Source organism: Azospirillum brasilense, from assembly GCF_022023855.1.
GTDB lineage: Bacteria > Pseudomonadota > Alphaproteobacteria > Azospirillales > Azospirillaceae > Azospirillum > Azospirillum brasilense_F.
This window is the reverse complement of record NZ_CP059449.1, coordinates 2,125,512-2,138,314: the sequence shown is the minus strand read 5'-3', so window position 1 is coordinate 2,138,314 and position 12,803 is coordinate 2,125,512. Positions and strand designations below refer to the sequence as shown.

Below are 12,803 nucleotides of genomic sequence, written 5' to 3'. Positions count from 1 at the left end.
ATCACGGCGCCGCGCGCGCGCCCGAAATTTTTAAGGCATCGGGAAGCTTTGCGCTGATACGATGCGGGATCAGGCTCACCCACAACCCGCCGCGCTCCCGTGTCCAGCATCCTGTCCCTATCATCGCCGTCGAACGCGCAGTCCCTGTCCGGGATGGGTCGGCTTCGTCAGATGCTGGCCAGCGAAGCCATCGCGGTGCAGCCGATCCGGCGCGTGCCGGGGGAGCAGGAACGCCGGCGATCCGACGACGTCTCGGCCACCGACGATGCGCTGAAAAGCGGAAACCGGACGGAACTGGGTGAGGCGGAGGGAAACCGCGCCGGCCGCGCCGGCTCCTCCTCGAAATTCGCGCTGGGCGACGCGGAGGGTGACGACCGACCGGTCACCGGCGCGTCGCCGCGCCTGAGCGCCACGCCCAACGCCGGATTCATCGCGCAAAGCATCCATCAGGACGCCATGGGCAGCGGCCTGCACATCGAACCCTGGTCCGCCGCCATCACCGCCTACCGCAAGGCCGACGCCGCGGCCTATGCGGCCGGGACGTCGGCGGGAATGTCCGTCTAGACGGCGGACCGTTCCCCATCGCTTAGGACCCCATCGCTTACGATGAAGAATCCTCGCCGTAGATCTGCTCCTGCTGGTAGGCGGTCAGGCCCACGCGCTGGATCAGGTCGAGCTGGGTCTCCAGCCAGTCGATGTGCTCTTCGGTGTCCTCCAGGATCTCCCGGAAGATCTCTCGGCTCTGATAATCCCGCACCGCGTCGCAGTCGGCGATGGCTTCCAGCAGGTTGCCGCGGTTGTGGCTCTCGATGCCCAGGTCGGCTGTGAACATCTCCGGCAGGTCCTCGCCGATCTTCAGCTTGTGCAGGTCCTGAAGGTTGGGAAGCCCTTCCAGGAACAGGATGCGCTCGATCAGCTTGTCGGCGTGCTTCATCTCGCCGATGGATTCCTCGTAGACCTTACCCGCCAGCCGATGCAGGCCCCAGTTCTTCAACATGCGGGCGTGCAGGAAATACTGATTGATGGCGGTCAGCTCGTTCGTCAGAATCGTGTTGAGGTGCCGGATAACCTTCGGATCACCTTTCATCTACCCCTCCATCTTGATTGGCCGCGCGGCATGGCGCGACACCCTGTTCTTTTGCCCGACGACTGAATCGAAGTGTAAGCCAATAGCGCAGGATCGCAATCGGCATCCGGTTCGACTGGCTTCAGGACCGCTCGCCGCGGACCGCCTCGGCCAGCCGGCGCAGCCCCTCGTGCCCGGCCATCGCCTCCACCGGCACGCCCAGGCGGCGGCGCCAGTTGGGGTGCTGGTCCACGGTGCCTGGCAGGTTCGGCTGCTCCACCTCGCCCAGCGCGTCCTCGACCTGCACCATGGCGATGCAGCCCGGCGAGCGGGCGAGGTAGCGGTGAACCGCTTCCATCAGCTCGCACGAGAAGGGTTGTGAGCCCTCGTTGTTCGGGTAGCTGGCCGGGCGCAACCCTTCCCGCTCCAGCGCCTGAAGCATCCACCAGCGGTCCACGCCACGGTCCCAGACGTCCTTGTTCCGCGCCGCCTCATCGGGATAGAGGTCCAGTTTGGCGCGCCAGTCGAGATCGCGGTTGGTCCAGAAACCCTTGAAGGTGGCGAGGTCGTGGGTGGTCACCGTGACCATGGCCCCCGCGGGATACTCCTGCGGCGCCTTGAACCCGCCGTCGGCGCTGCGCTCGAAATAGAGCACGCGGTAACTGAGGATGCCGGCCCGCTCCAGCGCCGGGCGGAAGCCCTCCGGCACGGTGCCGAGATCCTCGCCGATGACGATGCAGCCATTGCGTCGGCTTTCCAGCGCGATGATCCGCAGCAGGTCCTCGAACGGGTATTCGACATAGGCGCCGTCGCTGCCGTCCGCCGGAATCCAGAACAGGTGCTGCAAGGCCATCACATGGTCGATGCGCAGCGCCCCGGCGTGGCGCATGTTGGCGCGCAGCATGGCGATGAAGCTGCCGTAGGCCGATTCGCGCAGGCCCACCGGCGACAGCGGGGCGAGGCCCCAGTTCTGCCCCTTCATGTTGAACTGGTCCGGCGGCGCGCCGACGTTGGCCCCCTGCACCAGAATGTCCGACTCGCCCCAGGCCGCCGCACCACCGGGATGCGCCGCCACGGCGAGGTCGCGGTAGAAGCCAATGGGCAACCCGGCCCGGCGCCCGCACTCCGCCGCCGTGCCCAGCTGGCGGTCGGCCTCCCATTGCAGATACTCGAAGAACTCCACCCGCTCGGCCTGCTCGGCGGCGAAGGCCTGGACCTCGGGGCTGTCCGGCTTCTGGAAGGCGGGCGGCCAGCTCCGCCACATCCATTGGGACGGGTCCCGACGGTAGAAATGCTCGTGCAGCGCCTCGAACACGGCGTGACGGCGCAGCGGTTCGCCCATCTCGCGCCGGAATGCCTCGAAATCCTGCCGCCGCGCGTCGCTCTCGCCGAGTGCACGGAAGGTGGCGTGCAGCGCCTCCAGAACCGGCATTTTCAGGGCGGATACGGCGGGATAGTCCACCAGCTCCGTCGCCCGTGCGGCGGCCAGCCGCTGCCGGAATTCCTCCGACGCGACGAGGGCCTGCGCCTGCGGCGTGGCCGCCAGCTCGGGCACCCGCTCCACGTCGATGTAGAGGATGTTGAGGAAGGTCCGGCTGCTCGGCGAATAGGGGCCGATGTGGTTGGGGTCGGCCGGGAACAGCGCGTGCAGCGGGTTGAGCCCGACCAGCCCGGCGCCGAGCCCCGCCGCCGTCTCGGCGAAGCGACCGAGGTCGTCGAAGTCGCCGATGCCCCAGTCGTCGCCGCTCTTCAGCGCGTAGAGCTGAAGGCCGATGCCCCAGGTTCGCCCGCCGGGAACCACGTCCTCGACCGTCAGGCAGCGCTGCGGCGCGACGATCAGCACCGTGCCGCCCTCCAAAGTCCCGCCCACGCCCTGGGGACGGATCACCACCGACAGCCGGTGATAGCCAAGCGGCAGGGTCGGCGGCAGGCGTGTCGAGACCGTCCGCCGCTCGTAGGCCACGCCGTCGAGCACGCGCTGTTCGGCCAGCGGCAGGTTGCCGACGCGCAGCGACGCGCGGTGGGCGAGGCCGCCCTCCTCGGTCAACGTCCAGGTCAGCTGCGCGTCCTCCAGACCGGCCGGGACAGCCAGCGCGAGGCTGAGCGGCGCGCCCTCGTCGATCACCAGGACGGGGGGCAGCATGCGCCGCCACGACCGGTCCTCCACCGCATGCAGGCTCGCCGTCAGTTCCTCGCCGGTGCCGGCGGGATAGCCCATGGCGGCGGACAAAGCCCGCTTCGTCGCGTCGGAGGTCTCGCGCCGGTTGCCCCAGATGTCATGGTAGAAGGGCTCGATGCCAAGCCGTTCGGCAAGCCGGTCGAGATCACTCATTCAGGGGTCCCCGCGTTTATCGGTCGTGGCGTCTTGGTGGCGTCATTCTGGCCGCAACGGCCTGCGCGCGAGCATTGCGCGTCGGGCCAATTCCGTCCAGCCCCGAACATTCGAATTTTCACATTGACCGCAACGCTTTCGCGCACGGCGACGGGGCAAGGGTGACAACGCGCCGCAACCCGGGATGATCCGGCCTTCTTCAGCGGCTCACCATTTGCGGGATCACGAGCCGACCGCCTCTTTCGCGGCATCGCCATTCGCCGCGGGCACGACCGTGGCGGCCCGCGCGGCCTCCGCCTTGGCCTGCGCCATCTGCTCCAGGCGGGAGCGGTAGCCGGCCACGGCGACCGACACCTCTGCCATCATCGCATCGAGCGGACGGGCCGCATCCACCGCCTGCATCAGGTCGCGGGCGAGCGCGCGGACGCGCTCCAACTCTTCCGCCGCGACAGCACCCGATTCGGCCTGAAGGCGCAGGCGTTCCGCCATCATCTTCAGGGACTTGGCCACAGACTCCGCCGGCCCCGGCTCACCCAGATCGTCGAGGCGGCGCAGCAGGTCGTCGAGGAAAGCCGGGACGCGGGCCAGATGCTCCACCGCCATGCGCTCCGGCGGGCGGGCGGTCAGGCCGGGCGCGGCGAACTCGATCAGGAAGGCGACCTGCACGCTGATGCGCAGCAGCTTCTGCTCGTTGACGAAGTGGTTGGCTTCAGCCATGAGCTGCCGGGCGTTGATGTGCGCCCAGCGGTTGGTAGCCTTCAGCCGAAGCGTGTTCGGCGCGTCGAGCAGCGGCACCTGGGCGCCCTCGCGCGGCGACTTGCGCCGATCGGGGCCGGTGTAATCGGCGGTCACCACGAACTTCTTGCGCGATTCGATCAGGGCGGCCAGCCGCTCCTGCACCTGCTTGGGCGAAACCGGCTTCACCAGCAGATCGTCGGCCCCGGCGTTGGTGACGCGCATGACCAGAAGGGGCGTCGGCTGCCAGGTCGTGGCGACGATGCAGGCGTAGGGATTGCGGGTGTCCGGCTCGTTGCGCAGGCGGCGGATGAGGCGCAGCGCCTCCGCCTCCTCCCCGTCGATGTCCAGCAGGATCAGGTCGGGGGTGGCCGCCGCGGCCATGTCCGCCGCGTCCCGGACCGAGCCGTAGGTTTCCGCCCGCTTCATCCCCAGCCGCGCCAGAACCTCGCGCAGGACGCGCTGGGTGTTGGACTGCGTGTCGATGATGGCGGCATCAACCAGGGAATAGTCGTATTCGGGCATGCGTCGATTCCGCGGAAACCGGAGGTGGAAGGGCCACCCCAGGCCAGGACGTTAGCACAGGCGGAAAATGCCGCCTATTGACCCGCATCAACGACCGGGCGATTCGACCTGCACGAACACCAGCGCCGTCCGCCCGTCCACCGGCATCGTCCGCCCGGCGAGCTGCATCCGCCCGTCGCCGGCCCCGTCCGCCACGCGGGTGTCGAGCACGCTGCGCCAGCCGCGCGCGTCGGGAACCTCGGGCAGGGTGACATTGACCGTGTCGGTGTGAGCGTTCAGCACGATCAGCAGCACCCCGTCGTCCTGCGGCGCCCCGTCCACCCCGGTGTAGCTTCCGGCATGGCCGTTGAGCAGCAGCATGATGCAGCGCGCGTGGCTGTTGCGCCAATCCTCCGCCGACTTCTCCACCCCTTGCGGCGTGTACCAGACGATGTCCTTCAAACCGTCCGCGGAGGTCCGGCGGCCGTGCAGGAACACCGGACGGCGCAGCACCGGATGGGCCTTGCGCAGCGCGATCAGCCGCTTGACGAAGGCCAGCATCGGCCCGCCCTCGCCCTTCAGCCGCGCCCAGTCGAGCCAGGAGGTCTCGTTGTCCTGGCAATAGGCGTTGTTGTTGCCCTTCTGGCTGTGGCCGATCTCGTCACCGGCCAGCATCATCGGCGTGCCCTGCGACAGGAACAGGGTGGCCAGCAGATTGCGCTTCTGCTTGGCGCGGGCCTCGCGGATCGCCGGGTCGTCGGTCTCGCCCTCCACCCCGTGATTCCAGGAATGGTTGGCGGAATGGCCGTCGCGGTTGTCCTCGCCGTTGGCCCAATTGTGCTTGTCGTTGTAGGAGACGAGGTCGTGCAGGGTGAAGCCGTCGTGCGCCGTGACGAAGTTCACCGACGACCAGGGCCGCCGCCCGCGCTTCTCGAACAGGTCCGACGAGCCGGCGATGCGCCCCGCCAGTTCCGGCAGCATGCCGTCGTCGCCGCGCCAGTAGCGGCGCACTGTGTCGCGATAGCGGTCGTTCCACTCCGCCCAGCCCGGCGGGAAGTTGCCGACCTGATAGCCGCCGGGACCGACGTCCCACGGCTCGGCGATCAGCTTCACGTCGGCCAGCGCCGGGTCCTGCCGCACCGCGTCGAGGAAGCCCGAACCGGGGTCGAACCCATAGGGCTCCCGCGCCAGCACGGTGGCGAGGTCGAAGCGGAAGCCGTCGACATGCATCTCCGTCACCCAGTAGCGCAAGCTGTCCATGACCAGCTGGAGCACGCGCGGGTGGCTGAGATTCAGGGTGTTCCCGGTGCCGGTGTCGTTGATGTAGAAGCGCGGGTTGTCGGGGAGCAGCCGGTAGTAGCTGAGATTGTCGATGCCCTTGAAGGACAGGGTGGGGCCGAGATGGTTGCCCTCGCCCGTGTGGTTGTAGACCACGTCGAGGATGACCTCGATCCCCGCCTCGTGCAGGCGGGCGACCATGGTCTTGAACTCCGACAGCACGCCGGTGGTCATGTAGCGCGGCTCGGGCGCGAAGAAGCCGACGCTGTTGTAGCCCCAGTAGTTGCGCAGCCCCTGCCCGACCAGATGCCGGTCGTCGGCGAAGGACTGCACCGGCAGGAACTCCACCGAAGTGATGCCCAGCGCCTTCAAGTAGTCGATCACCGCGTGGGTGGACATGCCGGCGAAGGTGCCGCGCAGCGGGGCCGGCACCTCCGGATGGCGCATGGTGAAACCGCCGACATGAGTCTCGTAGATCACCGTGTCCGACCAGGGCACCGCCGGGTGGCGGTCGTGGCCCCAGGTAAAGGCGCGGTCGACCACCCGGCATTTCGGCATGCCGCGGGCGTTGTCGCGCCGGTCGAAGGACAGATCCTCGCGCGTCGAGCCGACGCGGTAGCCGTAATGGGCGTCCGACCAGCGGAACGGCCCGAACAGCGCCTTGGCGTAGGGGTCGAGCAGCAGCTTGTTCGGGTTGAAGCGGTGCCCCGCCAACGGCTCGTAAGGGCCATGGACGCGGTAGCCGTAGAGCAGGCCGGGCCGGGCCTCCGGCAGATAGCCGTGCCAGACCTCGTCGGTGTGCTCCGGCAGGACGACCCGCTCGACCTCGCGCTGGCCGGTCTGGTCGAACAGACACAGCTCGACCTTCTCGGCGTGCGCGGAGAACAGGGCGAAGTTGACCCCGAACCCGTCCCAATTCGCTCCGAGGGGATAGGGCTTGCCGGGCCAGACGGCGGTGCGCGTGGCGGTGGAGATGGACATTGGGGCAGACTCTCCACGGACACGAAGGTCGGGCGGAACCGCAAGCGGCTTGCGTCGGGCGCAGCAGGTGACTTGGCCGAAGCGGATAGCCACCTGCTGCAATAAAGGAGCGGCGTACCGGTCGCGTCAAGTGCGGAACGCCGCCGTCCTCTTGTCCCTACGGGGGAAAGCCCTTCGGTGGAAGCCCGCCCTTACCCCGCCTTGCGTTCCAGCACCAGCGTGCCCAGCGGCGGCAGGGTCAGGCTGATGGAGTGCGGGCGGCCATGCCACTCCGTCTCCTCGCTCGCCACGCCGCCGGCGTTGCCGACTCCGCTGCCGCCGTATTCCGGGGCGTCGGTGTTCAGCACCTCCTCGTAGCGGCCCGGCAGGGTGACGCCGACCCGGTAGCCGTCGCGCGGCAGCGGGGTGAAGTTGCAGACCACGACCACATGGTGCTCCGGGTCCTCCCCGCTCTTGCGCAGGAAGGCGAGGACGGAGTTGTCGCTGTCGTTGGCCTCGATCCATTCGAAGCCCGCCGGGTCGCAATCGGTCTGGTGCAGCGGCTTCAGCCCGCGGTACATGCCGTTCAGGTCGCGCACCAGTGCGTGTAGCCCATGGTGCAGCGGCTCCTCCAGCAGATGCCAGTCCAGGCTGCGCGCCTCGCTCCACTCGCGCCACTGGCCGAATTCGCCGCCCATGAACAGCAGCTTCTTGCCGGGATGGGCGAACATGAAGCCGTAATAGGCGCGCAGGTTGGCGAACTTCTGCCAATCGTCGCCCGGCATCTTGTTGATCAGCGAGCCCTTGCCGTGCACCACCTCGTCATGGCTGAGCGGCAGGACGAAGTTTTCCGAGAACTGGTAGATCAGGCCGAAGGTGAGCTGGTGGTGGTGGTAACGGCGGTGGATGGGGTCCTTCGCCATGTACTCCAGCGTGTCGTGCATCCAGCCCATGTTCCACTTGTAGCCGAAGCCCAGCCCGCCGAGATAGACGGGCCGCGACACCGCCGGCCAGGCCGTGGATTCCTCGGCCACCGTCATGATGCCTTGGTGGTGGCCGTAGGTCAGCTCGTTCATCCGCTTCAGGAAGGCGATGGATTCCAGGTTTTCGCGCCCGCCGAAGCGGTTGGGAACCCACTCGCCGGCCTTGCGGCTGTAGTCGAGGTAGAGCATGGAGGCCACGGCATCGACCCGCAGCCCGTCCAGCCGGTAATGCTCCAGCCAGAACAGCGCGTTGCCCAGCAGAAAGTTCTGCACCTCCGTCCGGCCGAAGTTGTAGATCAGCGTGTTCCAGTCCTGGTGGTAGCCCTGGCGCGGGTCGGCGTGCTCGTAGAGGTGCGTGCCGTCGAACCAGCCCAGCCCGTGCGGGTCGGTCGGGAAATGGCCGGGCACCCAATCGAGCAGCAGCCCGATCCCCGCCGCGTGGCAGGCGTCCACGAAATACTTGAAGTCCTCCGGCGTGCCGTGGCGACTGGTCGGCGCGTACATGCCGATCGGCTGGTAGCCCCAGGAGCCGTCGAAGGGATGCTCGGTGATCGGCAGCAATTCGATGTGGGTGAAGCCGAGATCCTTGACGTAGGGCACCAGCCGCTCGGCCAGTTCGCGGTAGGTGAGGAAGCGGTCGCCCTCCTCCGGCACCCGGGCCCAGGAGCCGAGATGGACCTCGTAGATGGAGATCGGCGCGGTCAGGTCGGCGCTGGCGGAGCGGGTCCGCTGCCACTCGGCATCCTGCCAGTCGTAGGACGGCAGGCCGTGCACGACGGAGGCGGTCTGGGGACGGAATTCCGCCTGGAAGGCGTAGGGATCGGACTTCAGCGGCAGCAGATCGCCGCCCGCCCCCTTGATCTCGAACTTGTAGCGCTGGCCGACGGTGGCGTGCGGCACGAAGATCTCCCACACGCCGGCTTCCGTCCGCTTGCGCATGGGCAGGCGCCGGCCGTCCCAGTCGCAGAAGTCGCCGACGACGCTGACCCGCCGGGCGTTGGGCGCCCAGACGGCGAAGGCCACGCCGGCCACCCCGTCGATCTCCCGCGGGTGGGCGCCCAGCCGCTCGAAGCTCTTGAGGTGCGTGCCCTCGGCCAGCAGATGGATGTCCAGCTCGCCCAGGACGGACCAGAAGCGGTATGCGTCCTCGAACTCCACCGTCGCCAGCGGGAACTGGACACGCAGGCGGTAGCGGAAGGGTTCCTTGCGGTCGGGCAGGACGGCGACGAAGAATCCCTCGTCATGGACCTTGTCGGCCTCGCCCGCCGGGTCGCCGGACGCGCTGTCGATCACCCAGAGCTTCTCCGCGCCGGGGATGAAGGCGCGGACCTCGACGGGCTGGTCCTTGCCGGTCTGGTGCATGCCCAGGATCGCGAAGGGATCGCCGTGGTCGGCGCGGACGATGGCCTCGATGCCGCCGCTCAACGGCGACACGGCCTTCGGCGACGCCTCCTGCGCCTTGGCACGGTTTCCCGTTCGGATGTCGTTCGGCATCGGCTGACTTTCCCCTTACCCTTGCTCGTTCCTGGGGTGTGAACATAGCGCCGGGGCGTTTGTCACACCACGCCCGCGGCGTCCTATGTCGCCCATTGGGTTTCGCCTCAGGATTCGCCGTCCAGAAGCCCCAGCACGCCCTTCACCGGAATGCCGATCCAGTTCGGCCGGTTGGCGGCCTCGTAGGCGATTTCGTACAGCGCCTTCTCCATCAGGAAGAGCGCCAGCAGGCGGCGGTCGGCGGCGGCCCCGTCCGGCGCGTCCGGGCAGGCCGCCATGGTGGCGCGGTAGGCCTCCAGGAAGCTCTGCACGCTGCGCCGCTCCCAATCGAGCGCCGCCTCCATCACCGCGCCTGCCTCCTCCAGCGCGCCCGTCTCGTCGATCCGGAACAGCGCCGCCCAGGTGGCGTAGTTGAAGGAGCGCAGCATCCCCGCCACGTCGCGCAGCGGGCTGTGCTTGGCCCGGCGCTCCTCCAGCGACTTCGCCGGCTCGCCCTCGAAATCGATGATGTACCAGTCGTTCTGGGCGCGCAGCACCTGCCCCAGGTGATAGTCGCCGTGGATGCGCGTCTTGTCGCCCTGCGGCGGCGTGTCGGCCAGTTCGGCCAGCCGGTTCATCACGTCAGTGCGGCGGGCGAGCAGGGATTCCGCCTGCTCCCGCACGGCGGGGGCCAGACGGTCCAGCGCGCCGGGCAGCGCGGCGAAGGCGGCCTCGGCCTGACGGCGGGCGGACTCGCCCCAGCCCTTCAGGTCGTCGGCGGTGACCGGTTCCGGATCAAAGGCGGCATCGCCGGTCCGCTTCGCCAGCGCGCAGTGGAGTTCCGCCGTGCGCTGGCCGAGCGTCGCCATCATGGCGGCGTGCATGCCGAAAGGTTCGCCCTCGGTCGGTTCCTCCGGATCGTGGGCGAGGCCGAGACGGATGTCGTCCAGCTCGCGCACCAGCGAATCGACGGTGCTGCTCCAGCCGTCGCCCTGGTTGCGGACATAGCCCTGGAGAACGAACAGCGCGGTCGGCGTGCCGTCCTCCGCCACATGCTCGACGGAGCCGAGCAGAGGCGGCGTGTTCTGGAAGCCCGCGACCTCGGTCAGGAAGCGTCCGACCTCCAGTTCCGGATGGGAACCGGGGGTCAGACGGCGGAACGCCTTCAGCACGGCCTGGCTACCGACCAGGATGGAGCTGTTGCTCTGCTCGACGCCCAGGCGGCGGATCTCCGTGTCGTCGTCCACCACGAGGTCGGCCATGCAGGCCGTGGGCGAGAAGCGCAGGTGCCCGTGCGACGCCGGGATCTCCCGCCCCTCGCGCAGGGCGGTCAGCAGGCTGCGGGTAAAGGCATCGGCCTGCATGGCGTCGTAGATGGCGCCGGTGCGCGGGCCGCGCCGGGCCTTGGCCAGCGTGAAGGGGAGCAGCGGCCAGCCGGTGTTGCCGGCGTTCTCCTCCCAGCTCATGGCCAGCGGCAGGAAGTAGGATTGCGTGCCGCCACCGGAAAGCTCGACCTCGGTGTGGAGCAGCATGAAGCCATCGCCCGGCCCGTTCAGCCGCGCGGACACCGGGACATGCGCGCGTTCGATCCGGCGGTCCTTGGCGGCGAACCAGCGCTGCTGCGGCAGATAGGCCTGCAGGATGTCGCGCGCCAGCTCGGCCTCCGCGCGCCCGCTGATCAGGCTCTTCCAGCCGTCGCGCATGACGATGGTCAGCAGGTCTGGCACCGGCTCCGGCATCGTCTCGTGCCAGGACGGCAGCGCCGCCTCGGCGGCCAGGGCGAACCAGTAGAAGCCGTAGGCGGGGATGGTCAGCAGATAGGGCAGATCACCGACCGGCGGGAACACCGTGCGGCCCAGCATCTCCACCGGCACGCGGCCGCGGAACTGCTTCAGGTCCAGCTCCACCGCCTGGGCGGAGCGGGACAGGTTGGCCACGCAGAGGATGACCTCGTCGCCCTCCTCCGTTGAATGGCAGCGCAGATAGGCCAGGACCTTGCGGTTGCCCGGATAGAGGAGCTGGAAGCTGCCGCGCCCGAACGCCTTGTGCTGCTGGCGGACGGCGATCAGCCGCTTCATCCAGTTCAGGAGCGACGACGGGCTGCGCTGCTGCGCTTCGACGTTGATGGCCTGGAAGCCGTAGATCGGGTCCTGGATCGCCGGCAGGTAGAGCCGGGCCGGATCGGCGCGGGAGAAGCCGCCGTTGCGGTCGGGAGACCACTGCATCGGCGTGCGCACGCCGTCGCGGTCGCCGAGATAGATGTTGTCGCCCATTCCGATCTCGTCGCCGTAATAGAGCACCGGCGTGCCCGGCATGGACAACAACAGGCTCTTCAGCAGCTCGATCTTGCGGCGGTCGTTCTGGAGCAACGGGGCGAGGCGCCGCCGGATGCCCAGGTTGATGCGCATGCGCCGGTCGGCGGCATAGAAGTCCCAAAGATAGTCCCGCTCCCGGTCGGTCACCATCTCCAGCGTCAGCTCGTCATGGTTGCGCAGGAAGATGGCCCACTGGCACTCGTCCGGGATGTCCGGCGTCTGGCGCATGATGTCGGCGATGGGGTGCCGGTCCTCCATGGCGACGGCCATGTAGATTCGCGGCATCAGCGGGAAGTGGAAGGCCATGTGGCATTCGTCGCCGCCCTTCTCCAGGTCGCCGAAATAGGGCAGCACGTCCTCCGGCCACTGGTTCGCTTCGGCCAGCAGCATGCGGTCGCCGTAGCCCTTGTCGATCTCCGTGCGGATCGCCTTCAGGACGTCGTGGGTTTCCGGCAGGTTCTCGTTGTTGGTGCCCTCGCGCTCCTTCAGGTAGGGCACGGCGTCGAGCCGCAGCCCGTCCACCCCCATGTCCAGCCAGAAGCGCATGACGTTCAGCACCTCCTGAAGGACTTTCGGGTTGTCGAAGTTCAGGTCGGGCTGGTGCGAATAGAAGCGGTGCCAGAAATAGGCCTGCGCCTCGGAATCCCAGGTCCAATTGGACTTTTCCGTGTCGCAGAAGATGATGCGGGTGCCCTGGTACTTCTGGTCGGTGTCGGACCAGACGTAGAAATTGCGGTGGTTCGATCCCGGCTTGGCCTGACGGGCGCGCTGGAACCATGGGTGCTGGTCGGAGGTGTGGTTGATGACCAGTTCCGTGATAACGCGCAGGCCGCGGTCATGGCACTCGCGCAGGAACCGCTTGAAGTCCTGGAGATTGCCGTAGGACGGGTTGACCGCCTTGTAATCGGCGATGTCGTAGCCGTCGTCGCGCAGCGGCGAGGGGTAGAAGGGCAGCAGCCACAGCGTGGTGACGCCAAGCTCCTGGATGTAGTCAAGCTTCTGCGTCAGTCCGGCGATGTCGCCGATGCCGTCGTTGTCGGCGTCGAAGAACGCCTTGACGTGAAGCTGATAGATGACCGCGTCCTTGTACCAGAGCGTGTCGTTCCGATCGATCCGGCCATTGTCCGAGTTCTTCATACCGCCCCGTCGCTCCGCTG

General features: G+C 68.1%; 7 protein-coding genes. 1 reads left to right on the top strand and 6 read right to left on the bottom strand.

Annotated elements, in window-relative coordinates:
- Window positions 1-171: 171 nt before the first annotated feature.
- Complete coding sequence (locus H1Q64_RS10125; RefSeq protein ID WP_237903387.1) at window positions 172-564, top strand: hypothetical protein; 393 nt, start codon at window positions 172-174, stop codon at window positions 562-564.
- A 37-nt stretch (window positions 565-601) separates the two neighbouring features.
- Here H1Q64_RS10125 and bfr read toward each other — a convergent pair whose 3' ends face one another.
- From bfr to treS, 6 genes are all read right to left on the bottom strand, one after another.
- Window positions 602-1,087 carry a bacterioferritin gene (bfr, locus tag H1Q64_RS10120; protein ID WP_014240606.1) on the bottom strand — a complete coding sequence of 162 codons (486 nt, stop codon included), beginning with the start codon at window positions 1,085-1,087 and terminating at the stop codon, window positions 602-604.
- Between the two features lie 121 nt (window positions 1,088-1,208).
- Window positions 1,209-3,398 (bottom strand): 4-alpha-glucanotransferase, encoded by a 2,190-nt coding sequence (malQ, locus tag H1Q64_RS10115; RefSeq protein ID WP_237903386.1) that lies wholly within the window; start codon window positions 3,396-3,398, stop codon window positions 1,209-1,211.
- A 222-nt stretch (window positions 3,399-3,620) separates the two neighbouring features.
- Window positions 3,621-4,658 (bottom strand): response regulator, encoded by a 1,038-nt coding sequence (locus tag H1Q64_RS10110; RefSeq protein WP_237903385.1) that lies wholly within the window; start codon window positions 4,656-4,658, stop codon window positions 3,621-3,623.
- A gap of 87 nt (window positions 4,659-4,745) precedes the next feature.
- On the bottom strand, window positions 4,746-6,896 hold the full coding sequence (gene glgX / locus H1Q64_RS10105) for a glycogen debranching protein GlgX (RefSeq protein ID WP_237903384.1): 2,151 nt from the start codon (window positions 6,894-6,896) through the stop codon (window positions 4,746-4,748).
- Between the two features lie 191 nt (window positions 6,897-7,087).
- Entirely contained in the window at window positions 7,088-9,352 is a 2,265-nt protein-coding gene (glgB, locus tag H1Q64_RS10100; protein ID WP_237903383.1) for a 1,4-alpha-glucan branching protein GlgB, read from the bottom strand.
- Window positions 9,353-9,459: 107 nt separating this feature from the next.
- A complete protein-coding gene (gene treS / locus H1Q64_RS10095; protein ID WP_237903382.1) occupies window positions 9,460-12,783 on the bottom strand; it encodes a maltose alpha-D-glucosyltransferase in 3,324 nt (1,107 codons plus the stop codon).
- Between the last annotated feature and the right edge of the window lie 20 nt (window positions 12,784-12,803).